Origin of the sequence: Crocinitomix catalasitica ATCC 23190, assembly GCF_000621625.1 — a bacterium.
Classification (GTDB): Bacteria; Bacteroidota; Bacteroidia; order Flavobacteriales_D; family Crocinitomicaceae; genus Crocinitomix; species Crocinitomix catalasitica.
Genome location: NZ_JHXV01000001.1, coordinates 247968 through 271028 on the forward strand (window position 1 = coordinate 247968; position 23061 = coordinate 271028).

The window sequence follows — 23061 nt, forward strand, 5'->3', positions numbered from 1 at the left end:
TTAATTGTCTTTAACTGCTCATAATGTTTAATAAAAATTAATTATTAAACTCACTCAGAATTATCTTTAAATCTTATTTAGAAGTTGCCGCTTTTACAGGGCAGCCAATTGCTTTTGTGATGTTTGGATTTGGTGCTTCACCTTTTTCTAATGCAGCGATTGCATCTTCAAGGAATTTAACCTTTACATCTTCAGGTGATTTTGCGTTATCATCAATGGCTCCAATATATTGCACCTTTTTGTCTTGGTCTAGTAAAAAAACATGTGGCGTTCGAACAGCTCCATATTCTGGATATATTTTTTGACCTTCGTCTACTAGATAAACAAAAGGGAATTCTTTTTCAGCAGCTCTTTTTTGCATCGCTTCAAAACCTTCACTTTCATTCTCTGGACTGTTTGGGTTGATTGCAATTACAGAATAACCTTTGGCGGCGTATTCGTTGTGTAACTCAATCAATCGATCTTCATACATTTTAGCAAAAGGACATTCGTTACAAGTGAAGACAACGATATAACCTTTAGCATTTTTAATATCACTTAAAGAAAACATCGTTTCGTCTACATTTTTCAATATAAAATCAGTTGCTGTATCACCGATTTTATAACCGCCAATCTCATCTATAGATTTAGATTGAATGGGACTGTGTTTACTTTCTGGTGGTGGTCCTTTTCTATCTCCTGGAGGTGGACCTTTACGATCTTGCCCGTAAGAATTTGTAATAAATAATGTCCCCATTAAAAGGGTAATTAGGAAAATAACATTTAGTTTTTTCATTTGAGAATTGATTTATTTACTTCGTTTTCTAGATCTGCTAAACTTTCAAAAGATCGTTCGTAATGTGCACGTTTTTGATTGTTGAATATTATGGTGAATGGTAATGCTCCTGACCAATTTGGATCTACCTTATCAATCCATGTATTGGCATCAGCGTCGTCTAATAAAACGACTTTTGATGTGATACCTTTCTCTTTTAAAAAGGGTTTTAATTTGGTTTCAATGTCTTTTGGGAAATCTAGACTGACAAAAATAACTTCCGCTTCAGGATGTTGATCAGCATATGCTTTAAAATGGGGAAGTTCTTTTACACAAGGAATGCACCACATTGCCCAAAAGTTAACGATAACCGTTTTCTCAGAATCGGTATATAATAATGGTTCTAATTCATCAAAATTATAAACAGGAATGTCAGTTTTTTCAGTTTGAATAAATGGTTCATCATACGAATAAGTGAACCCGAAACTGATCAATATTATACTTAATCCAGTAAGAATAAATTTTAAGTCCCTTTGCATTTTTATTGTGTTTTTAAATCGACAATAATGCTAAGACTCCGGTTTATAAAAAAGGTTTAATTCGGCAGGTGTTTTTTTCTGGAATCGATATTTAACGATCAGTATAAATCAATTAATACTAAATATTAAAACGAATGGGTAAAACAAATTTCACCCTAACGACTCTATTGTACTGCTTGCCAGGAATCCAATTGGGCATCTTTTTAATGACACGGATTGCTTCAGCATCTAACAGTGGATGTGCCGATTTGAGCACCTTTACATCAGACAGGGATCCATCTGTTTGTACTATAAAATGTATGTAAGATGTGCCTTTAATATTCTTTTTGACAGCTTGACTTGGGTACTTGATATTGTCTTGGATAAAACGTGCCATCATATCTTCACCACCTACAAATTCAGGGTCAACTTCTTTGGATAAATTTTCAGGTAACTCGGAACCTTGTTCGTCAAAATATCTGCTTCTAATGAATTTACCGTTTGTATAATATTCGATTGCTGAAATTTTACCGCTATAATGGTAATAAGTGCATTCACCGTGTTTTAGGTCATTAAGAAAATGTTCCTCATTGTCCGTACCTCCGTCCTTAAACCATTCTATCCATTTTCCGGTTTTACCATTGGCATCATAACTGCTTTTAGAAGCAATTTGCCCCGATTCGAACCAAGTAGCGCAATCTCCATATCGCTTATTTTTTACATAATTATATTCCGATTTCTTTTGACCATTATCATAATAGTAGATAAATGTACCATTTTTAATTTCGAATTTTTTAGTGATATAAGTTCCTGACATTTGAAGGTCTCCATTCAGAAAATAATCCTTTACAATATATTGACCTTGTGTATCTTTGAATGCTTTTCTATAATAAACCGCTTTCTTTATTGATCGTACTTTCTCCCAATCACTGTCATAATAAACAGTGATGGTGTCTTTACCGAATGATATGTTCGAACCAATAAAGAAGATGATAAAAAGGGATAATATACTTTTCATGAAGCAATATTTAAGTTAGGTTTAATGGATCTAAAATTAATATTTTCGGTAGAATAAATCGCTATACAAAAAAAAGCTCCTCTCAACAAGTCAAGAAGAGCTTTCAATAATGTTAATTCTTTTAAGCTTCAATTGCTTCGTCAGCTTTTTTTTCAGCTTCTTCTGTGTGATCAACTGTGCAAGCTTTATCACATTTAGTTCCATCACATTTTGCCATGTCACCTTTTGCTTTGCAACATTTACTTTTATCGCAATTCGTTTTGTCGCATTTAGCCATGTCACCTTTGTCTTTCTTGCATGACTTTTTCTCAGCTTCGTGAACTTTGCAATCGTCTGCGCATGATTCATCACAACATTTGTGATCAGCAACTTCTGTAGCCGATGTTTCAGTGCCTTCAGTTCCTTCTTCATTTCCTCCACATGAGAACATGAAAAGACCAGCAGAAAGCATAAATAATAAAAATATTTTTTTCATTTTTAAAGATTTTTGATTCTATACGAATTTATTGAAATTTATCATATATTAATTCTTATTCGACTCTAATTAAGTTTTCTATGGAAAAATACTGAATTTATTTAACGAGGATACCTATTGAATATGTTTTACTTTAATTGACGCCCCAATTCAGTTATTTTACGCAGCCATTTATCTCTAAACTTAGGACTAGAACCTTTAATCGTTGCGATATAAGATACCTTCGTTTTTTTAATTCCACAGAATGCCAATGTTCCTTTTTTAAATTGATTAATGGCTGGACTTTTCATCATTAAAAAATCATACCATCTTGGTGTGTCAGCTGTAATAATTATTCTTGCCGATTTGCCTTTTAGCAGTTGTTTGGGAAATGGTTTTCCTGGTATTGGTTGGTAAGTAATTCCAGGTAAAAATGTGCGATCTATGAATCCTTTCATTATTGCTGGATAGCCATACCACCACATGGGGAAAACCCAAACAATATGGTCTGCTTTTTTTATTTTTTCTATGGCAATCAACAAATCTGGCTCTAGTTCTGTGCGTTTCGAATATCCATGAGCTAAATTTGGATTGAATGCCAATGCTGCAATATCAATTTGATCGATGGTTGCATTCGTTTGTTTCGCTCCATTGCAATAAGCATTAGCAAGCGCATAATTATAACTCGTTTTATCTGGATGTCCGTTGATGATTAATATTTCTTTCATATTTCCTACTTTTTATTTCAACAAAGAACAGTAGAAAGATGAAGGCAGAAAAGGACATATGTCTAATTCGCTATTGATTTACGGATGCGACTTAAATGGCGCTGTGTTATTCCTAAATAAGAGGCTAAATAATTCAGTGGAATTTGCTGTAAATAATTGGGTGTATTAATCAGTAAATCCTTGTAACGCTTCTCTGCCGATTCTTTTTGTAATAGAAAGACTCTTTTCTCTAAATATAAATATTCTTGTTCGGCCAACATTTTAAGAAGTTTTACCCAATTTGGACTTGATTTTTCTAATTTTAGTATTGTATCTCTTGAAATCTTGAAGATTTCTGTATCTGTAATGGCTTGTACATTTTCGATTGATTTTGTCTGTGTTAAAAATGAAGAGTAAGCTGTCACGAAAGAATTCTCGAATCGGAAACAATAAGTAACCTCTTCGTCGGCAGATGTTGTATAAAAAGACCGGAATATACCTGAGCTAATAAACGCCACTTCTTTACTTGTTTCGTTTTCTCGAATAAAATAATCGCTCTTTTTCAAGATTGTCGGTGTGACTTTGTTGGCTACAAAGGTTATTTCTTCTTCGGAAAGCACATTAAATGAGGTTAAATAGTTTTTCAATTTTTCGTTCATCACTATTACAGTCATTTAAAATTGGATTGTTTATTTCATCAGAACAATGGTCCAATAAGGTTTGTTATCGGCGCTAAATTTAATTTTTTTACTCGAATTTTCATATTTAACAATGCCATCTTCGTCGGCACGAACACGATTAATTGTAGTTCCATTAAAGAATAGTTTTTCCCATACTTGAAAAGCATCGAGGAAAGGAAGTTTGAGCCGATCAAATTTATATACTTTGGTGCCTTCTATCTCTAATTCTTCTCAGCTCCTTGAATTGAATGCGTAAATTCTACCGTATAATATTCTATACCAGCTAGTCGAATACCGGTATCTTTTATCTTTGCGATATCTTCCTTACTCGTTGTTGCTGACACAAAATAAACGAGAAAGCTAGTATTCCCTTCGTCGAGTTCGACTTGAATCCATGGTGTTCTAATATTCGAATTTACTTTATTGGCAAAAGCAATGGCTTCAGCTTTGTCCATCTTAAGCAAAGGGGTAATGTCTTGAGCCGTTGAGAATAAAGTAGCAAATATGAAAAGACAAAAAATGATGGATTTAGTCATTGTAATTGTTTTAATGATAATGACTAAAATACAAATTAATTATTGGAGCTGAATGTTTTAGCAAATACTATATTGCTTATTACGCATTAAATCAGATTCTTAGGTTAATTTTTTATACCTCGAAATTCATACGTTTCAGCTTCGTAATTAACAGAATGAGAAGAGGTGAAATACATGCTGTCCCCTGAAAATTTTAAATGACCTCTGACACCAATTGTATTGCATTGCGCGTCTGTGTAAACTTCACCAAAAGCATAGTGGATGTCATCCTTTACTGAATTTTTATGAAACGAATTAAAGTTACTTTCTGGATTATTGTAAACTTTAGTATTCTTTATCGATTAAACTGACACTACCTTGTCCTTTTAGAATCGTTCCATTATCTGTTTTTACTGAATAAGTGTAAAAGTAAACACCATTTTGGCACATTTCTCCGCTTTTGTTTGTACCGTTCCAACTGTCCTTAATATTATTCATTTCAAAGATAGTATTGCCCCATCTATTGACAAAAACACAATTGAATTCAGAAATTGAGGCAGATTTATATTCGAAGGAAAACACATCATTTATACCATCTCCATTTGGTGTAAAAACATTTATTTGTGAGAAAGAAATTGGTTCAAAGATGGTTAATGTTTTACAAGTCGTATCAGAACATCCATTTTTGTTAAGTGCTACAAGGCAAATATCAATAGTGTAAGATTGACCTTTTGCTTTGTAAGTAGTATCTAGTATTTCAAAATAATTTTGACTTAATTGCCAGTCGGCATTAGGTTGATTGAGATTCCAAAAGAAGTTTGTATCTGCGAATGGATTGTTTGGATTCGTAAAATTTTCAGAGGTATTAGTCAGAATGACTTCGATTGGAGCTGTTCCTTTTAAATTTCCTTCAAATTGCTCGGAATCAACAGTGAAATTAGCGATTGGGTTAATAGAATCTAGATATATTGTTCGCTTTATGGTGCAATTTAAAGCATCTGTAGCTGTTAGTTCATAATAACCAGGATTTCTTGCCCCCCAAGTAGAGTTTGAGATTGTTTCATCTGTGTCTAGATTTTTCCATTTATAGTCATATCCTGATGTGCCGCCAATAACTGCGCCAAAAACAACGCCATTTCCGGATTGATAATTATACAACCTACAATGGGCAGGTTCTGTCCCAAAATCAATAAAATACATAGAGTCAGGTTGTATTATATCAAAATCAAACACTTTAGAACATCCGTTTTCATCAATTACAGATACTACATAATTACCCGCTTTCAAATTATAGGATGAGTCTGCAAAAACACCTCCAATATCTGCGGGGTTTGGATTCCAGATATATGTTATTTCGTTATAGTCACCAGTCGCATTAATTACTTCGTCTACACGAGCCCAACCTGTATTTTCACCATGGCAAATTACATCCCCCGTACTCATTTCAATATCTAATTCATTTGGTTGGTTGAAAAATACAGAATCGATGGCGCTACAAGAATAACCATCAGAAATATCAAAATAATACCAACCGCTATTTAAAGAATTAGCCGTATTTGAATTAGATTCATTCAGGACATGCCCTTCTTGATCTGTAATGTTAAATATAAATTCAGTGCCGCTACCTATAATACTGACTGTTGCCGAGCCATCGGAAAAGCCATAACAAGTAGGTTCATTCGTTACGATATCGATTAATAATCCATCAGACATAATAATTTCTTTTGTAAATGATGCACTGCAACCATTAGATGATGTTACCGTTAATATTACAGTATACGTGCCAGCAGTGAGATAATTATGTATCGGGTTTTGTTCATCCGATCCCTCGCCATCACCAAAAAGCCAGGCCCAATCTACAATATCTTCTGGTTCAACAATAGTGGATAGATCATTGAACTGAATTTCACTTTCAATACATCCACCGAGTATACCCGTTTGAGATGAAATTCCCCCAATAATAAATTCTAAATTTACATTGGGCAGTGGGGATACTAATAGATCTACCATAGCTGATACAGAACATCCAAATTCATCTGTGCCAGTAACTGTATAAGTTTCAAGACCAACTCTCACAGGTTCGAAAGGTTCGTTATTAATTACTTCCTTATCCCAAATATAATCTGCGAGCCCATCACCTGTGAATATTACAGCATCTCCGAGACATATAATTTCTTCACTTACATTCGCATAAATTTCTGGTTTATGAACAAGTATATCGATACTGAATGTACAATCATCCTCGTTATCACTAGTTGCTGTATATGTTGTGGTTCCGCCTGGAGGATTAAAGGAAATACCATTGGTGACTCCACCATCCCAACTAATTGTTCCTCCGTTTACAGAACTGGCGTTTAGTGTTAATTCCTCACCAAAACACAATTCCGTTTCAGATATAGTTGTTGTTAACAGGTCACATTCTGCAGTTACCGAATTAGAAGCAAATGATATATTCCAATAAGTATTTTTAATTTCTTCGTATTGAAATGTGACCAACATGCTTTCATCTGTTGCAGTAAATATTAATGTTTCTTCAGACCAGCTATAATCAAAACCTCCTGTAAAAGGGTATAAAATGTCATCACCGCCAATATTTACCAGTAATGTACCATCGTCATATAAGTCTCCAGGAAAAACTGCAATTTCTGCCATGTAAAAATTTAATGAATATTCTACGCCTACAATTAGATCTGTAATTGTTGTTCCAACTATCTCATTTGTAAATCCACTTACCCAAACTGTATCACCATTCGGAGGGTTGTTAACAACGCCTCTCCAAGGAATCATTCCTCCCCAGTTTAAACTGTCAGAAATATCTGTTGTACTTCTAATTATCGTCCAACCTATAGGAGCAACTGAGGTACCAACTGGCGAAGAATCTGTAGGAAGAATTGTTTGTCCTGTCGAGCTTAACGAAAGAAATAGAAAAGTAAAGACATAAAACAATTTCATAGAATAGAATTTAAATTTAAAACGTATTACGGCATGGAAAGGTGGCATGTAATATGTTATTTCTATAATTTAAATATGGATTGTCTATTTCATTAGGACAATGGTCCAATAAGGTTTGTTATCGGCGCTAAATTTAATTTTTTTTACCTCTGAATGCATACGTTTCAGCTTCGTAATTAACAGAATGAGAAGAGGTGAAATACATACTGTCCCCTGAAAATTTTAAATGACCTCCAACTCCGATTGTATTGCCTTGCGCGTCTGTGTAAACTTCGCCAAAAGGATAATGTTCATTGTCAATTATCTCATTCTTGTGTACGGAATTAACGCTGCCTTCATCATTCTTATAAACTTTAGTATAAGTATATGTTTTTTTGGAATAGGTAATGGTAAATTCCTGAAGATAGGTAGTGTCTATATAATAAATCTCGCCAGTAGAGTCAACCTTAGTTTGGGTTTCAATGCCATAATAAGTACCTTCATACTTCTCCTCTTTTTTACGACAAGAAAGCATTGTGATTGAAAAACTAAAACAAAAGATCAGGAGGTATTTATATGTATGTTTCATAGTATTCAATAATTTATTCATTTAAAAATTCGGCTTGATGTGTTTGATAACAAGGGTTTTAGTAAGTAAATTCTAAAATAGAATATAAAAAACAACTAATATCAAAAGTAAAACGATAATTGAAAGATATAGTTGCTTTTGCTTGTCTCTTTTCAATTCCTTATGAATTTTTCTCTTGATTGCTACAAGTTCTTCATGTGGAACTTTTTTGAATTCAGTTCTGTGATTAGGAATCGCACTTGAATTGTTCGAATTGGGTTCGAATTTTTGACGATTGGATGTTTTTGCAGAACGATTTTGCTTCATTCTATTGATCATGTCCATGATATGTCCGGCACCTCCGCTCATCGTTTTTTTTTGTCTGATTTAGTTAGTGAATTTAATAATTCAATACATAAAATTGGGTATTGCACATGATATATAGTCGGTGAAAATTTTTGCTTCTACAATATAATAAAAAAAGCAACGTAATAACTTAATGCGCTTATGTTTAATGAAATTATTGGTTTGTTCTTTTTGGTCTTTTAGTCAAGATTTTCCGTTGACTTTTACTGAAATTGAAGGAGCAGTTAAAAAGATTAAACAAACTTGTGTTTTATCAGATTCATTAACCTTTATTGATTCCAATTGTACTTATTTTAAGGATGATTCTCCTTTTACTGGATATGTTATTCACTTCTATGAAGATCAATCAAAATTACACGCTTTCGAGCGCGGTTTTTTTACTGGTGAAGAATGGGTTTTTAATCTTGCTGAAGCGCATTGGAATTCAGATTCCTTGCTCAATCGATTACATAAAATTAGCATCCGATCTGATACAAATGAATTTTATATGATTGTATCTACTTATTATGACTTTAAAACCAATAGTATAAATGAAGTATTTATTGAGCCCAGATATCAATGTGCATCGATAGAACGACGAAAATTAGAGGTTTTTACCAATATTTTTGGAAATGATCCACCACGAGATCTAGCTTATAAATCATTTTATGAAAATGGAAATCCAAAAGAAATTTACAAAGATTTAAAAGGAATTAAATGGGAATACAGTACTTATTATGAGAATGGTCAATTAGAGGCTATTAGTGGGCAGGGAAAAGATCGAGCTGATGAGTATAAAAAGAGATTCGACGAGGACGGAAACTGTATTGATCGACTCATTGTTAAAAATGGAATGTATAGAGGAGGCTATGTGGTGTCAGGCGGAAAAAAATCACTGGCATTTATAGAACGATATAAAGACAAAAAAATAAGACGTAAAAGAAGGGCTAATGAAAAGCGCTTGAAGGAAAAGTAACTTCTTCCTAAAGTTCGTATCTCTAGGAAGAAGTTTTAATTCATTTACGGATTAGTCGACCATAAAGCAGCACTTTTCAGCATTGCTCTTCGTGGTAAGTTTAATCCCGCAACAATTAATTCAGCAAAATCTTCTGGTTGTAAAACTGAATCAACAGAATCTTTATTCGCTATGCCTAATTCGATAGACATATCAGAAGCAATGGTACTTGGTGTTAAAGTACAAACGCGAATATTGTTCTTACGCACTTCTTTCATTAACGATTCTGACATACCAATAACAGCGAATTTAGAAGCTGAATAGGCAGAGGTATTTGCATTTCCATTCAGTCCAGCAGTTGATGATACATTGATAATGTCTCCTTCGTTTTTCTCGATTAAATGCGGTAACACTTCTTTGGTTACATAATACATTCCCATTACATTGGTCTGCATAATCTGACTCCATTCAGCAACATCCATATCATTAAAAGAACCAAAAGCAGCAATTCCTGCATTGTTCACCAAAATATCTACAGTACCTAATTCTTCAATAATCGTTTTGATTCCTGCTTGTACTTCCTCGTAATTGCCAACATCAAAAACTGAATAAATAGCATTTACGCCATAAGTTTTTAATTCGGTAACAGTTGCTTGCATTACGGCTTCATTACGGCCAGTAATTGCAACATCAATTCCTTCTTTAGCGAATGCAATTGCAGTTGCTTTTCCTAATCCTCTTCCACCGCCAGTGATGATGGCTTTTTTGTTTTTTAATTTGCTCATTTCTATTGTTTGTATTCCTCACGAATGAGGTTTGTTTTATTTAGATAATTCTAATATTCAACCGAAGTCAAACAGGGTGCAAAGTTAATGAATTTAGAGCCGCCATAAAATTCGAATTTTAGAAGTTTACAATGATTTAACATTATGGTTGAATCCATATAAATATTGAAAAGGTTTACGCTATCGTTCTCTCTGATTATTATATTGAGTCTCAGTCAAGATCAAAAAAAAACAGGGTCTTGACTGTTCAATCTTGAATGAAAGGAATAAAGAAGATCTATTTTTTATAGATTTTCATAAAGCCTCAATCTATTTTTTAAACTATTTACTTCGTCTCTGAGTGCCTGTTCCTTTTCCAATAAATTGTAAATAACATCTATGCCTTCAATATTTACATTTAATTCTTTATGAATTCGAATCATTTTCTCTAATTCACCAACTTGATCTTGATGAATATATTGTTGCTCTTCAATCAACTGAATTTGAATTCGACCGATTTTATTTAAATCATCAACAAATGAAATGTCGATATTATAATGTAAACAGAGGGTCTTGGTTGGTATTAATTCTTGCTCGCTCATCCTTGCTTAATTTTTTGTAATGATTTAAATAACTCAATTTCTTCGGGACTCAGATTTGTAGGGGTTTGAATCTGATAAGTCACAATTAAGTCGCCAAATTCGCCTTCTTTTTTGTAGACCGGGAATCCTTTTCCTTTGAGCTTTACTTTGGTTTCATTTTTAGTTCCAGGTTTAATCTTAAGTTTAACTTTTCCATCAAACGTGTCAACGGTAATTTCTCCGCCTAATATTGCTGTATATAAATCTAAATCAACAGTAGAATAGAGGTTGTTTCCTTCGCGTTTAAACGAAGTATGATTGTTGACGATGAACTTGATAAATAAATCTCCAGCTGGACCGCCATTCGATCCTGGTCCGCCTTTTCCTTTTATTTTAATGACTTGTTCATTTTCAACCCCGGCTGGAATTGTAAGTCTTATTTTTTTGTTGTTAACATTAAGTACTCTTTGATGCGATGTATAGACATCTTTTAAGTCCAAATGAAGCTCGGCATTAAAATCTTGTCCTTTGTATTTTGGACTGCGACCACCTCCAGCTGAAGAACGGCTTCCTCCAAACATCGATTCGAAAAAGTCTGAAAACTCTTGATCAGAATATTGTTGTTGGCCACCTTGCTGTTGTCCAGATTGGCGACGCTGACTTTGTGCTTGTTCTTGTGCCTCACCGTGTTTCCAATCCTTTCCGTATTTATCATACTTCTTGCGGTTCTCCTTATCACTCAATACCTCGTTCGCTTCGTTAATTTCTTTGAATTTTAATTCGGCGTCTTTATTGTCAGGGTTGAGGTCGGGATGGTACTTCCTGGCAAGTTTTCTATAGGCTGATTTTATTTCCTTTTCGGTTGCTGTTTTAGCAATGCCCAATATTTTGTAATAATCAATAAATGCCATTTGGTGTTTTGAATTTAGGTTAAATAAGCATCCACTAACGAATAATTTTATTCGTGCTAGATCTTACTTTAAAGGTACGAATTATCTACTTAGAATGAAAATAGATTAGTTGAAATTTTGGCTGTTTAATAGTTATTAAATAACCACATTTACCAATGTTATAATTCCTATTAGCAAGATTAAAAACAAAGAGATGCGTTTGAACTTGTCTTGCGGGATATGATTCAAAATACGTTTGCCGATATAGGTGCCAAGGATACCAATCACCAATAGAAAAGGTAGATAAATAAGATGTTCTTTATGGATATAACCGTTTTGATAATAAACAATTGTTCTGGTGAAGTCGATAAAAAAATCAATAAATGCAGAGGTTGCAATGAATACACTTTTTTCTAAATTAAATGCTGCCATTGTCAATCCTCTAATCGCTCCACCTGTTCCCAATAAACCTGCAGAAAATCCGGAAAGAATTCCACCAGTAACCGCATTGTTTCTATTGGCTTTAATGACAAGATTTCTTTTGTAAAGGAATAAACCACTCAAGGCAATTAGAAAAATAGCCAAAAAGATCTCGAGCAAATTCCCATTCATATATTTTGACAATACACCTCCAAGAATTACAAATATCACTGAAGGTATACCAATATTCATCAATAATTTCTTGTCAATGCCTTGTTTGAATAGGAATATTTTACTCAAATTACTCGACAAATGAAATACGGCTGTAAGTCCTAAAACGGAATGAAAATCGAAATAAAAATTGCCAATAGGAACGAAAAATACAGAAGATCCAAATCCGCCAACCGTACCGATTATTTCAGCAACTAAAGCCAATAATATGAATACATAACTGATATTACCCATTTATGACCTTTAAATTACCTCTCTTTTTCTCCTTGATTTGTACATATAGAAATCTAAATATAGGCCTAATTGACTTACGAAGGGGGTTTATTCGATTCATTTGCGATTTTATTTTTCAACCAGTTGATACTTGCCAATGTGGTCTGTCAAATCACCACCTAAATATAGGTAACCGTTGTATTCTTCAATCGAACTGGCTTCAGAAACGAACTTACCTGTTGTGTCATAATAAGTTTTTAAGATCTCTCCATTTTCACTTAAATGCATCAACATACCGAAAGGTTCTTGTTTTGGCTGCATCCAAAGTGGAATGGCATAGATGAATTTTTTAATTCCTTTTTTTGGTTGAATTTTATCTAATACATCGTCTCTTCTTGTTGTGAAACCCAGCCAAAAACTACCGTCTTCTCTTCTTGAAATACCATTCGGTAAACCGGGTAAATTTTCAATAAAAATGTCTGTTTCTCCACTCTTTTCTCCTTTTAACCAATGTCTAACGATGCGGTATTTGGTTAAATCGACCATTAATACAAATGAGTCGTCTTGCGATACAGCAACGCCGTTTCCAAAAAACGAACTGTCAATAAGTGTTCGAACGATTTTTGTTTTAGGATCATAACAGTAAAGACCGCCGTCAGGTTTTGCTTCCATTAATATTTTGCGGGCGCTTTTCCTGGTAAACTTTACTTGCGATGATGTATTTGAAAAATAGATGATGCCATCGCTGGCAATGTCCACATCGTTGGGGATTAAAAATTTATTTCCCTCAGCATCTTCATTTGCTAAATCTGTGATGTTTCCCTTTTTATCGATAGCAACCAATCCTCTGTTTTGCACGCAAGAAATTAAATTTTCATTGGCATCAAAGTGTAAACCCGTTACCCAAGCATTTGTATTGCAAAATACAGATACCGTTCCATTTGTGTCTATTTTTAGTATGCGTCCATCAGAGAAATCTGTTTTACTGATATGTGCCCCACAATACAAATTTCCTTGCGTATCAACTGCTATATCTTCTGGGCCATACCAACCTTCTAAATCAATCCATTTTGTGTTTTTCAATAGGTCGTTTTCCGCTAAAACACCTGTTAATTCAGGTTTGACTGGAGGTGTCCATGCCAATGGTTTTAACGCACAGGCTTGAATAAAAAAAATAATAATAATTACAGTTGTGATAAATAGGAGTGATCGTTTTAAGTTACTCATCTTTTTTACATTTAAAATTAAAATGCAAAGCAACAACCTTTCTAACCTACCTACATTGACATTTGTTAAGAAATGGATATTTCTTTCCGAACCCGACTGAGTGATTCGGGTGCTATGCCTAGAAAACTAGCGATATGAAGTTGAGGTATACGCTGTACTATTTTCTTATCGTTGGTTTTGATGAATGCTAAATATTTTTCTTTAGCCGATTTTGTCTGCATGGCATACGTTCGATCAAGTACACATAAATAGTTTTTCTCAGCTAAGATACGACCGAGTTTTTCGAATTTAGAGGATGTTTCGTACAAGGTGTTTAATGTTTCAAAGGATAAAGCATAAACGATGCTCTCTTCAATCGCTTCTAATATCTCAAAAGAAGGGGTTTGTGAAATAAAACTCGAATAAGTAGAGATGAATTGATCGTCACAAGCAAAATACGTATTGATCTCCTTTCCATCTTCTAAATGATAAGTGCGCATTAATCCATATTCGATAAAGTAGATGTTTTGGGCTGTTTTCCCCGATTCTATAACGATCTCTTTAGACTTGTATTCTTTTCTAACGAGTTGTTGCTGGAATGCATTCCATTCAATTTCAGATAAGCCGATGAGGTTGGTCAATAATACTTGTAGATTCTTCATCATACATTCGTTTTATAGGTTGAATTTCATAATCCTTCCCACCAAATTTCGTAATTATTGGTCGAATCTTTCACATTAAAAAGCTGACCAATTTCTGGGGTGATTACAGGGATATTTAATTCTGCTGCTTTAGTTCTCAATCGGGTAATAGGTTCTGTCCACGAATGCATCGCCAATTGGAAGCCTGCCCAATGAATGGCCATAATTTTATCAGCTTTTACTTCTAGTCCTGCTTGTGCTGTTTCTTCAGGTAACATATGTACATCTGGCCAATTTTCATTGTATTGCCCACATTCCATTAAAGCAATATCAAAAGGTCCATATTTCTCACCTATTTCTTTAAAATGGGGCGAATATCCGCTGTCTCCACTGAAAAATATATTGGCATCAGACGATTGAATGATCCATGAGGCCCACAATGTACTTTGATTATTGCTCAGTTTCCTTCCAGAAAAATGCTGAGAAGGCGTGCAAATAAAAGTCAATGATTCGAATTTTACTTCTTCCCACCAATCTAATTCTGTTATTTTGTCACTGCCAATTTCCCATTCCTCAAGATGAACACCTACGCCTAATGGTACATAAAAATGATTGGTTTTATCTCTGAGTTGCAATACGGTTTCATAATCTAAATGATCATAATGATCGTGTGAAAAAATCACGGCATCAATTATAGGTAATTGCGTGATAGAGATAGACATTTCCTTATTAAAACGATTGGCACCTAACCAAGGATGAGGTGCTGCGACCATACCAAACATGGGATCAATTAAAATGTTTTTACCATCCAATTGGAATAAGAAAGAGGAATGTCCAAACCAAACTAATCGCGCTTCACCAACATAATTAGCGATCTCAATAGAATCTATATGATTGACTGCAAGGTTGGCTTTCGGTCGACCATTTGGGGTAGAGGTTGTGAAAAATTTATAGGCGATACCCATCAAGTCTGAAAAACTCATCTTCTTTGGGACATCCCTCGTATTGTGGAATTGACCCGTTTTAAATTGTTGTGATGATGTGTAGTTAAGTTGTCGCTCTTCAGAAACATCTCCTCCAAAACTTGGATAGAAAGTAGTGAATAGAAAATAGAAAATAACCAACAATACGATTAAAACGGAGGAATAAAGCAGTGTCTTTTTTAAGATTTTTTTTATCATTTAATTTACTGTTTATTCCTCATTTTTAGTCGACTTTTCTTTGAGTATTTTCACCAAACTTAAGAGTGTTTTTTCAAAGGCTGCTACTTCCGTATCTGAAATATTATCATCTCTAAAAGAGCCCATTATTTTCTCTGGAATAACAGCCGCTTGTTCTTTTAAGTTTTCTCCTGCTTTGGTCAATGAAATAATAACCGTTCGTTCGTCCTTATTAGAACGATTGCGTTGAATGATTTCTTTCTGTTCTAATCGTTTTAAAAGCGGCGTAAGTGTATTTGATTCGAGCATTAATTGCTGACCAATTTCACTTACCGATTGCGTTTGATGTTCCCATAGAATCAATAAAACTAAATATTGAGGGTAGGTGATATCCAATTTCTTTAAATGTGGCGCATAGAGTTTAGTTGTTAAACGCGATGCAGCATATAAAGGAAAACACAATTGATTTTCTAAATATAGATTGGTGAACTTCTTTTTCATTCCTCTGTTTTTAGGACGGATGCGACAAAGTTAGAAGGAATGGCTTATTTATTCCTCCTATTCATTAAATATTTTAATCCGCCTGTTGACCATAAAGCCCAAAGAATTAGTACAGGTTGAAAGAATAAACGAATCAATCGTTTTCGGTCAGTATCCAACGTGAATGCATCAATACCGTTCATATATTGCGAAATATTACCAGGGAAAATAAGGATGTAGAAAATGGCCAATGCAATACCAACTTTTACTTTGTGTTTGAAGAGGAATATCATTGATAAGCCAAGAGAGATTTCAACTACTCCAGATGACAAGACCACAAAATCCATAAATGCAGGACTGGATGGTAACCAACTCGGAACTTGTGCTAAGAATTCATCGCGTTGAAAGGTAAGGTGCCCAACTCCGGCTGTTGTCATTAAAGCGCCTAATACTACTCTAAGAATATTTTGTATTGTATTCGTTTTCATTTTAATATCGTTTAAGATTAAATCGTGTACGATGCAAATGTAAACGAAATTATTGAAGCAACAATAATTAGTTCGATTTTTTTTTCTTTAAAGTTATTTTGTGGATTAGTCTACCGATATACTATTTGCGTTCGTATTTTTAACGATCTCATGTATAATCTCATCTAATTCGTTAGACGATTGTTTTAAGTATTTGAGTGTCATTTTTTTCTCTTGTTCAGTTTTGAATTTATTTCTTTCAAGTACATCGACTAAACCAAGAATATTCGCTAGTGGTCTTCTAACCTCGTGTGATTGTTGCCACGCGATTTTTTGCATGGCTTCATTCTGTTTCAAAATGTTTATGTAAGCTGGTTTGATCACATAATTCACTTCAAAGAAAATAAAGATCAGAGTTAGAAGGGCTAAGAGTATTTCAATTATTACGAGCAGCAATAATTTATGATCAGCTTTTTTATTGAAATCGTTTACAATTGTTTCCATTACCACTAAGAATTGATCAACTTCATCATTTATTTGCGTTAATGCAGCTTTGTTTATAGGACTTGTGCGCTGGATAATGTCTTCAATTTTCTCAATAATTACTAGCGATTTCTCTAATTTGGAATAAATTTTTTCATCGGATGTTCCATGAATGGCTAATTCAGGATCACCTTCCATTAAACCAATATGAGATTTTTTCCAAGTTGTAATAGTTTGATTTAATTCCTTGTTTTTATCGTTGTCTACGTAGTTTTGGTATGTCTGTAAATTTACACGTTGACTGAGCATTCTTTGCTTACCACTTATATTGATAATGCGCGCGTCTTCATTTTTTTGATATAAGAAGTATTGGATAATTAATTGGTTAAAAATGATAAGTCCCAGGGTTACTGAAAAGAAAATTAGATACTTTTTTTTTGTATTCATTTGCAGATATATCTTTGCTTTGAATTTATTATAATTCCACCAATTAATTATAATAGCTCCCAATTAGCAATTCCTCATTGTAAGACAATGATTATCCTAACGGGTGAATTTGAAAAGTTCTGAGCTACACAGCAATAAATATAGGCAATTGATTTTAAAGAAGAGAATACAATTGAATGGGATATATGAGTCTGCTCTTAATTTATTAATATAAAAAAACGCTCTATTCCACTATTATCAGCGGAATTGAAATGCTAGGACATATTTTCTTGCCTCGGTAATTCTCAATGATTAAGAATTTTTTAATTCGATCGCTTATTTTTGAAAGTGATGGTCACAAAAATCATTTCAACTTGGCCTTGTTTCAAGTACTAGGGCAGGAATAAGATCTTCTCTTGATTCGGATCATTCCCGAGGATGAAACTGATTATATTATTGGAGTTTTTTCGTTGTATTTAATTATATCTTTTGATTCTAATAATTCTACAATTGGTATTAGTTGATCGACTGAACAATTGCATTTTTCGGCGATGTCAAATAGGTTATTTTTTCCATTAGCCATTTTTAAAAGAATCATTCGATAATTAAGTTCTTTATTACTATCTAATTGATTATCGTAAGAATTATCTCCATTTATTTTTGAATTTAGATTGGGTGATGCGACTCTTCTACTAATTTGAGGTTTCTCAAATGGTTTCATATTAATCGGATTCCCACAAATTTCAACATATTTTAATATTTTTTCAATGACGTTGGTACTTTCAACTAGATTCTCAATTCGCATTGTGTTTTTATTATCAAGTGAATTCTTATACTCGTCATTTCTATTGTTTAGGATTCTTGAAAATTGCCCCATTGGTAAGTTAAAACCATTTGAACTAAACGGACTTTTATTTGAGGTATCATTTCCGCTATGGGGAATGATATTTATAGGCATCAACGATTTATTTCGAAAGTTAGAAACAACCACGTCCATTAAAGAATTACCTTCTTTACTTTGTTTATAATTTAGCTCATTGGACGGTCCCCCTAAACAAGTTAAAACAAGTCCTGACTTCAGGTTTTCCATTAAATGACTACCATGTTCTTTCAAAAAACAAATAGAACCAATGTTTTCTGGATTTAATAAAAATCGATAGGTATACCTTCTTTTTTTCCACCCTTTTATTCTATTGTATAAAGCTAAAATAACCAATGGTCCTGACAATTGGTTATTCGCCATTGAAGGATGACATAAATAACTTGTCAATAAAATCTCTTTACTGCTTTCACCTGGTAAAATACATTGGGCGATAGGCAATCCTCCATCAACAAATTTGGTTTCTATTTTTGCATGATAGATTCCTTCTTTAAGGCTTTTTTTTTGGTCTTCACTTAAACAAAAGCCCCATTTCTTTTTGTAATAAGATGTGACGTAAGGTATTGAATGAGGCAATTTAGGATTCGTATAAATATGTGGTAAAAGTTCGTCTAAACTCAATTTTTTATCTACACTTTCCGAATAGTTTAAAACGTGTAAATTATATACATCAGCATCACAAATAATTTTGTTATTAGGACCTCTAAGTACAGCTTTTTTAAAATGCCATTCTTGTGGCACTGTCCAATCGAAGACTTCACTTCCACTTGGTGTTTTGGTAATTACCAATGGCATATATCTCTTGAAAATCTTCATGGATGCCTCAATTCCAGGCCCAGTAATGCTTCGCATTATAGGGAAAAGTTCATCGAAAAGGTTATCTAATAAAATAGTTTCTTCGCGTCTTTGCATGCTGTTTTGGGATAGCTGTCTTTTTATTAAAGTTAGGTATTAAAAAGATGTTGATATTTGGGTAATGTAGACTCATATCTCTACATAATCTTTTTACTATTCCAAATATAGACAAAATACATGATTTGCTTAAAAAAACAAAAATAAATAGTTCAATTAACGATTTGTTTATTAAGTTTTTAAGTGTCTAGGTTCAGCTGCGAGAGCTAATTGGTTTTTTAAAAAGAACAGTTAGAATTCAGCTTCCTTATAAAAGGTCATTTTCTCTCTTGTAGTAGGATGCGTAAATTCTAAAGTATCCGCATGTAAATAGAGGCGATCAGCTTTTGTACCATATAAATCATCCCCAACAATTGGAATATTTAATCCAGCTGTGTGGGATGCATGAACGCGCAACTGATGTGTGCGTCCTGAGATAGGGTAGAAGTGGACTTTGGTCTTTCCATTTTTACGTTCAACCACTTCCCAGCGTGTTTCTGATGGGCGCCCATGTTCATAGCAAACCAATTGTCTAGGTCTATCATCTAAATCTACCCGTAACGGAAGATTTATTGTTCCTTTATCTTCTTTAACGAGCCCGTCTAACAAAGCAGTATAGCGCTTCGTAACTGTTCTTTTAATAAATTGATGTTGTAGAAACTTATGGGCTCTTTTGTGTTTCGCAATGAGTAATAATCCCGAAGTTGACATGTCTAATCTATGGACTACTATTGGTCCAGATATGTCTTCAATCTCTAGTTTCATTCGGGTGTAAACTGAATCTTGAATGTGGATGCCAGGTACGGATAAAAAATCCTCAGGTTTGTATATCACAAGCAATTCGTCATCTTCAAAAATGATTTCCAATTCTTTGCCTACAGCAGGATTTTCAAGTAATGGATTTTTATCCATTTCGATTCCTGCTAGCATATGAGCTAAAATAGGTTTGCATTTCCCTTGGCAAGCAGGATAGAATTGCTGATGTTTACGTACTTCCTTATTAGGGGATTGTCCCCACCAGAATTCCGCCATCGAAATCGGTTTTAGATCGTGTTGAAAAGCATATTGTAATAATTTGGGAGCTGCACATTCTCCCGAGCCTGCTGGTAAATTTTGAATGGCAGTGTCTTCAAATAATTCGGATAAATTCTTGATTTCTTTCTTCGAATTAAAAAAATGATATTGATCTGAAATAAACTGTTGTAAAGCAACTGATTTGGCTTTTCTTTCAGCTTTTAATGCCGAAATCCGATCTTCAAATTCCGCGATCTCATCCTTAATCGGCTGTAAAGTATACTTCCAATACCTTGTGACATCATTAAAGAAATATTTAGACGCTAAACTTTCCTTTTTTAAGGTCTCTTCAAGTGCCGCATATTCTTCTGACGACAATATCGACTTTGCTTTTGTTCTTTGTTCTTTTCTCGCGCTTTTTGCTGCGTTTAATGCGTCTTTTTTATCTCGAATGTCAATTGCACCTCTTTTATTCTCTGCCTTGAAATGCGCCAATAAGGCGATGTATTTGGTGTTGTTTTCTAATTCGTTTATCGCAATGTCTAATGATTTTAAAGCTTCTTTTTCTTTTAAATAATAAGATGCTTCTGTCAACATGTCGTAAACGGGCGGAACGAATTTTATATGTTCGTTTTTATCGGCTAATTTCCCTGAAACTGCTGAAATGTATCCAATTTCTCCGTTTTGGTTTTCAACGACTAATACACCGAACATTTTTCCTATTATTGCTCCTTTTTTAGTATTGTCTAAACCAAAATTATGTTCAAAGTCAGTCTGTGTTTCTAAATAATTTTGAACCTCCTTGGCTGCTAATATGCTCAAAGTATGTGGCTCATAATAAAAAGGGAATGTAAACTTTTTTGGAAGTTCAATTTGGTCGATGGGACTTGCGAAATATTGAAAATGTGTATGCACAGTATTTAGAATAAAATTCGACGCAAAGATAGTTTATTTAATGAGTGATTTGGAATAGTTGTGCGTTGGTTAACAACAGTTTTATGATATAATCAGTGAATATCATATTATAAATTCATTGACAATAAGAAGGTGCCAACGAGCCATAGTGTGATAGACAATACTCCTCCAATAACCAAGAAGTGTTTAAATTTATATGCACCGGTTCCATAAATCAATGTGTTGGTTTGATAGCCAACAGGTGTAAAAAAACTAAAGTTGGCACCGAACATTACAGCCAATAAAAACGGTTTAATATCCAATCCTAATCCACTTGCTACTGCTATAGCAATAGGTGTCATAATAATGGCTGTTGCATTATTGGACATAACACCAGACATCAACATTGTTAATCCAAATAGAAGTCCTAAAACAATAAAAGGAGCTTGATCGTTCAACATTACCATTAAATGTTTTGATAACCAAGCATCAGCACCGCTATTAGACATTGCAATTCCCAAAGGAATCATTCCAGCCAATAGAAAAATGATTTGCCAATTTACTTTTTGATAGACGCTTTCTAGTCGAATTATATTTGTTAAAAGCATAATTCCGACGCCGACCAGAGAGGCTGTCAAAATACTTAATATGCTAGTCGCTGCAAGAAAAATTACAAATAGTAAAATACCAAGTGCGAGTAATCTTTTATAATTCGGCACATCAGGTTCAAATTCATGTTCGTTTAAGATCGCAATGTTTTCAATTTTATATAAATCCGAAATTTTATGCTCTTGCATTTCAAGTAATACTCTATCACCTGGTTTTAGACTGATTTCTTTAATGTTTTTTCGAAGCAAACGCTCTCGCGTATTTCGAATGTTTTTCCGTTTTTTGATGGCAATCGGGTACGCTCCTTGAAAAGAGATACGTCGCAATCCACCGAGTGTTTTTCCAATTAAATTAGATCCTGGTAGAATTAACGTTTCAACATAAGTCATCTTATATTCAGATTCGTCTTTATCGTTTGACTCATTCAGTTGTTTTTGCCTTTCTTCATTAATAATAAAACCATTTTCTTTAATAAAGGATTGAAGATTTTCCAAATCACTCATTAAAATCAAGTTATCATTGGCCATCAATTTGACATATTTACCAGGATCATTAATGACTTGCTGATCTCGAATCAATTTTAATACTTTAGTATCATCATTATTGAAGAACTCAATATTCTCGAATTTTTGACTAATTAAAGGTGATTCGTCAGTAACCTTAACTGTGAAAACGTAGGAGTTAATTTCATAATCACTAGACAAACTTGTGTCCTTTTGTTTAGGTAAAAATTGTGAAGCAATTGTCATTACTACCAATCCAATCAAAAAGAAAACGATACCATACCAAGCGAATTCAAAAAAAGTAAAAGCTTCAACGCCATTGTTTTTAGCGATGGCATTTACAAGGAGGTTCGTAGAGGTCCCCATCAATGTGCAACTGCCGCCTAAAATTCCCGCGAATGAAATAGGCATTAATAAACGGGATGTGGAGAATCCGTATTTTTCAGATAGTTGGTTTACTATTTTTATAAAAATGATAACGACAGCTGTAGTACTTATAAAGGCAGAAATTCCAGCAGATATAATCATAAAAGCAGGCGTCAATAAAATGAGAGGCAATATTTTTAACTTTTTAATTCCTTCAGATAGTAATTGTATTACACCATTTTCCTCGAGGCCAATTGCTAAAATCATAAGGGCTAAAATGGTTATGGTTGCAGGATTGGCAAAACCACTAATTGCTTCCTCAGGACTGGTTAATTGCAATAAAACGAGGGCAACTATTATAAAAAATGAAATTTTATCAACTGGAAATAACTCCGTAATAAAGAGTAAGACACTTACTCCAATAATAATGAAAACCAATATGATAGGTAATTCCATAGTTGCGGTTATATTAAAAACGACTTTAAATTAAACATCTT

Annotated in this window: 24 protein-coding genes; 1 reads left to right on the forward strand and 23 read right to left on the reverse strand. The window is 33.8% G+C overall.

Annotated elements, in window-relative coordinates:
• Positions 1 to 73: 73 nt before the first annotated feature.
• From T367_RS0101210 to T367_RS0101260, 10 genes are all read right to left on the reverse strand, one after another.
• Positions 74 to 775 (reverse strand): thioredoxin family protein, encoded by a 702-nt coding sequence (locus tag T367_RS0101210; RefSeq protein WP_027418210.1) that lies wholly within the window; start codon positions 773 to 775, stop codon positions 74 to 76.
• Complete coding sequence (locus tag T367_RS0101215; protein WP_035841997.1) at positions 772 to 1293, reverse strand: TlpA family protein disulfide reductase; 522 nt, start codon at positions 1291 to 1293, stop codon at positions 772 to 774. Before T367_RS0101215 ends, T367_RS0101210 begins: the two co-directional genes overlap by 4 nt.
• Before the next feature lie 118 nt (positions 1294 to 1411).
• A complete protein-coding gene (locus T367_RS23525) occupies positions 1412 to 2290 on the reverse strand; it encodes an energy transducer TonB (RefSeq protein WP_051568265.1) in 879 nt (292 codons plus the stop codon).
• A gap of 121 nt (positions 2291 to 2411) precedes the next feature.
• Entirely contained in the window at positions 2412 to 2765 is a 354-nt protein-coding gene (locus T367_RS0101225; protein ID WP_027418213.1) for a hypothetical protein, read from the reverse strand.
• A 128-nt stretch (positions 2766 to 2893) separates the two neighbouring features.
• Positions 2894 to 3472 carry an NAD(P)H-dependent oxidoreductase gene (locus T367_RS0101230; protein ID WP_027418214.1) on the reverse strand — a complete coding sequence of 193 codons (579 nt, stop codon included), beginning with the start codon at positions 3470 to 3472 and terminating at the stop codon, positions 2894 to 2896.
• Between the two features lie 62 nt (positions 3473 to 3534).
• Positions 3535 to 4125 (reverse strand): Crp/Fnr family transcriptional regulator, encoded by a 591-nt coding sequence (locus T367_RS0101235; RefSeq protein ID WP_245593008.1) that lies wholly within the window; start codon positions 4123 to 4125, stop codon positions 3535 to 3537.
• Between the two features lie 227 nt (positions 4126 to 4352).
• On the reverse strand, positions 4353 to 4667 hold the full coding sequence (locus T367_RS0101245; protein ID WP_157454079.1) for a hypothetical protein: 315 nt from the start codon (positions 4665 to 4667) through the stop codon (positions 4353 to 4355).
• A gap of 324 nt (positions 4668 to 4991) precedes the next feature.
• Positions 4992 to 7598 carry a T9SS type B sorting domain-containing protein gene (locus T367_RS0101250; RefSeq protein WP_169736006.1) on the reverse strand — a complete coding sequence of 869 codons (2607 nt, stop codon included), beginning with the start codon at positions 7596 to 7598 and terminating at the stop codon, positions 4992 to 4994.
• A gap of 133 nt (positions 7599 to 7731) precedes the next feature.
• Positions 7732 to 8166 carry a hypothetical protein gene (locus T367_RS0101255; RefSeq protein ID WP_157454080.1) on the reverse strand — a complete coding sequence of 145 codons (435 nt, stop codon included), beginning with the start codon at positions 8164 to 8166 and terminating at the stop codon, positions 7732 to 7734.
• Positions 8167 to 8238: 72 nt separating this feature from the next.
• Complete coding sequence (locus tag T367_RS0101260) at positions 8239 to 8514, reverse strand: hypothetical protein (RefSeq protein WP_027418219.1); 276 nt, start codon at positions 8512 to 8514, stop codon at positions 8239 to 8241.
• A 130-nt stretch (positions 8515 to 8644) separates the two neighbouring features.
• Here T367_RS0101260 and T367_RS0101265 point away from each other — a divergent pair, with 130 nt between their 5' ends.
• On the forward strand, positions 8645 to 9466 hold the full coding sequence (locus T367_RS0101265; RefSeq protein ID WP_157454081.1) for a toxin-antitoxin system YwqK family antitoxin: 822 nt from the start codon (positions 8645 to 8647) through the stop codon (positions 9464 to 9466).
• Between the two features lie 44 nt (positions 9467 to 9510).
• On the opposite strand, the gene T367_RS0101270 is transcribed toward T367_RS0101265, so the two are convergent.
• From T367_RS0101270 to T367_RS0101330, 13 genes are all read right to left on the reverse strand, one after another.
• On the reverse strand, positions 9511 to 10230 hold the full coding sequence (locus T367_RS0101270) for a 3-ketoacyl-ACP reductase (RefSeq protein ID WP_027418221.1): 720 nt from the start codon (positions 10228 to 10230) through the stop codon (positions 9511 to 9513).
• Between the two features lie 284 nt (positions 10231 to 10514).
• The gene (locus T367_RS0101275; protein WP_027418222.1) at positions 10515 to 10811 is read right to left on the reverse strand and encodes a chaperone modulator CbpM; all 297 of its coding nucleotides are present in this window, start codon (positions 10809 to 10811) and stop codon (positions 10515 to 10517) included.
• Positions 10808 to 11701 carry a DnaJ C-terminal domain-containing protein gene (locus T367_RS0101280; RefSeq protein WP_027418223.1) on the reverse strand — a complete coding sequence of 298 codons (894 nt, stop codon included), beginning with the start codon at positions 11699 to 11701 and terminating at the stop codon, positions 10808 to 10810. The genes T367_RS0101275 and T367_RS0101280 overlap by 4 nt, the downstream gene beginning before the upstream one ends.
• 135 nt (positions 11702 to 11836) lie before the next feature.
• Positions 11837 to 12565: a sulfite exporter TauE/SafE family protein gene (locus tag T367_RS0101285; protein WP_027418224.1), complete on the reverse strand. Its 729-nt coding sequence runs from the start codon at positions 12563 to 12565 to the stop codon at positions 11837 to 11839.
• Positions 12566 to 12673: 108 nt separating this feature from the next.
• A complete protein-coding gene (locus tag T367_RS20965) occupies positions 12674 to 13771 on the reverse strand; it encodes an SMP-30/gluconolactonase/LRE family protein (RefSeq protein ID WP_051568266.1) in 1098 nt (365 codons plus the stop codon).
• Between the two features lie 65 nt (positions 13772 to 13836).
• Positions 13837 to 14415: a Crp/Fnr family transcriptional regulator gene (locus tag T367_RS0101295; protein ID WP_027418225.1), complete on the reverse strand. Its 579-nt coding sequence runs from the start codon at positions 14413 to 14415 to the stop codon at positions 13837 to 13839.
• A gap of 23 nt (positions 14416 to 14438) precedes the next feature.
• A complete protein-coding gene (locus T367_RS0101300; RefSeq protein WP_027418226.1) occupies positions 14439 to 15572 on the reverse strand; it encodes an MBL fold metallo-hydrolase in 1134 nt (377 codons plus the stop codon).
• A 12-nt stretch (positions 15573 to 15584) separates the two neighbouring features.
• Positions 15585 to 16052: a MarR family winged helix-turn-helix transcriptional regulator gene (locus T367_RS0101305; RefSeq protein WP_027418227.1), complete on the reverse strand. Its 468-nt coding sequence runs from the start codon at positions 16050 to 16052 to the stop codon at positions 15585 to 15587.
• Between the two features lie 44 nt (positions 16053 to 16096).
• On the reverse strand, positions 16097 to 16519 hold the full coding sequence (locus T367_RS0101310) for a DoxX family protein (RefSeq protein WP_027418228.1): 423 nt from the start codon (positions 16517 to 16519) through the stop codon (positions 16097 to 16099).
• 105 nt (positions 16520 to 16624) lie between these two features.
• On the reverse strand, positions 16625 to 17428 hold the full coding sequence (locus T367_RS0101315; RefSeq protein WP_157454082.1) for a type IV pili methyl-accepting chemotaxis transducer N-terminal domain-containing protein: 804 nt from the start codon (positions 17426 to 17428) through the stop codon (positions 16625 to 16627).
• A 427-nt stretch (positions 17429 to 17855) separates the two neighbouring features.
• Positions 17856 to 19199 carry a DUF4910 domain-containing protein gene (locus T367_RS0101320; protein WP_027418230.1) on the reverse strand — a complete coding sequence of 448 codons (1344 nt, stop codon included), beginning with the start codon at positions 19197 to 19199 and terminating at the stop codon, positions 17856 to 17858.
• 231 nt (positions 19200 to 19430) lie between these two features.
• Positions 19431 to 21107 carry an RluA family pseudouridine synthase gene (locus tag T367_RS0101325; RefSeq protein ID WP_027418231.1) on the reverse strand — a complete coding sequence of 559 codons (1677 nt, stop codon included), beginning with the start codon at positions 21105 to 21107 and terminating at the stop codon, positions 19431 to 19433.
• 107 nt (positions 21108 to 21214) lie between these two features.
• Positions 21215 to 23020, reverse strand: coding sequence for an SLC13 family permease (locus tag T367_RS0101330; protein ID WP_027418232.1), 1806 nt, complete (start codon positions 23018 to 23020; stop codon positions 21215 to 21217).
• Between the last annotated feature and the right edge of the window lie 41 nt (positions 23021 to 23061).

Coding starts and splice junctions, on each gene's coding strand:
- T367_RS0101210 (WP_027418210.1), bottom strand. CDS start 775: ATGAAAAAACTAAATGTTATTTTCCTAATTACCCTTTTAATGGGGACA.
- T367_RS0101215 (WP_035841997.1), bottom strand. CDS start 1,293: ATGCAAAGGGACTTAAAATTTATTCTTACTGGATTAAGTATAATATTG.
- T367_RS23525 (WP_051568265.1), bottom strand. CDS start 2,290: ATGAAAAGTATATTATCCCTTTTTATCATCTTCTTTATTGGTTCGAAC.
- T367_RS0101225 (WP_027418213.1), bottom strand. CDS start 2,765: ATGAAAAAAATATTTTTATTATTTATGCTTTCTGCTGGTCTTTTCATG.
- T367_RS0101230 (WP_027418214.1), bottom strand. CDS start 3,472: ATGAAAGAAATATTAATCATCAACGGACATCCAGATAAAACGAGTTAT.
- T367_RS0101235 (WP_245593008.1), bottom strand. CDS start 4,125: ATGACTGTAATAGTGATGAACGAAAAATTGAAAAACTATTTAACCTCA.
- T367_RS0101245 (WP_157454079.1), bottom strand. CDS start 4,667: ATGACTAAATCCATCATTTTTTGTCTTTTCATATTTGCTACTTTATTC.
- T367_RS0101250 (WP_169736006.1), bottom strand. CDS start 7,598: ATGAAATTGTTTTATGTCTTTACTTTTCTATTTCTTTCGTTAAGCTCG.
- T367_RS0101255 (WP_157454080.1), bottom strand. CDS start 8,166: ATGAAACATACATATAAATACCTCCTGATCTTTTGTTTTAGTTTTTCA.
- T367_RS0101260 (WP_027418219.1), bottom strand. CDS start 8,514: ATGAGCGGAGGTGCCGGACATATCATGGACATGATCAATAGAATGAAG.
- T367_RS0101265 (WP_157454081.1), top strand. CDS start 8,645: ATGCGCTTATGTTTAATGAAATTATTGGTTTGTTCTTTTTGGTCTTTT.
- T367_RS0101270 (WP_027418221.1), bottom strand. CDS start 10,230: ATGAGCAAATTAAAAAACAAAAAAGCCATCATCACTGGCGGTGGAAGA.
- T367_RS0101275 (WP_027418222.1), bottom strand. CDS start 10,811: ATGAGCGAGCAAGAATTAATACCAACCAAGACCCTCTGTTTACATTAT.
- T367_RS0101280 (WP_027418223.1), bottom strand. CDS start 11,701: ATGGCATTTATTGATTATTACAAAATATTGGGCATTGCTAAAACAGCA.
- T367_RS0101285 (WP_027418224.1), bottom strand. CDS start 12,565: ATGGGTAATATCAGTTATGTATTCATATTATTGGCTTTAGTTGCTGAA.
- T367_RS20965 (WP_051568266.1), bottom strand. CDS start 13,771: ATGAGTAACTTAAAACGATCACTCCTATTTATCACAACTGTAATTATT.
- T367_RS0101295 (WP_027418225.1), bottom strand. CDS start 14,415: ATGATGAAGAATCTACAAGTATTATTGACCAACCTCATCGGCTTATCT.
- T367_RS0101300 (WP_027418226.1), bottom strand. CDS start 15,572: ATGATAAAAAAAATCTTAAAAAAGACACTGCTTTATTCCTCCGTTTTA.
- T367_RS0101305 (WP_027418227.1), bottom strand. CDS start 16,052: ATGAAAAAGAAGTTCACCAATCTATATTTAGAAAATCAATTGTGTTTT.
- T367_RS0101310 (WP_027418228.1), bottom strand. CDS start 16,519: ATGAAAACGAATACAATACAAAATATTCTTAGAGTAGTATTAGGCGCT.
- T367_RS0101315 (WP_157454082.1), bottom strand. CDS start 17,428: ATGAATACAAAAAAAAAGTATCTAATTTTCTTTTCAGTAACCCTGGGA.
- T367_RS0101320 (WP_027418230.1), bottom strand. CDS start 19,199: ATGCAAAGACGCGAAGAAACTATTTTATTAGATAACCTTTTCGATGAA.
- T367_RS0101330 (WP_027418232.1), bottom strand. CDS start 23,020: ATGGAATTACCTATCATATTGGTTTTCATTATTATTGGAGTAAGTGTC.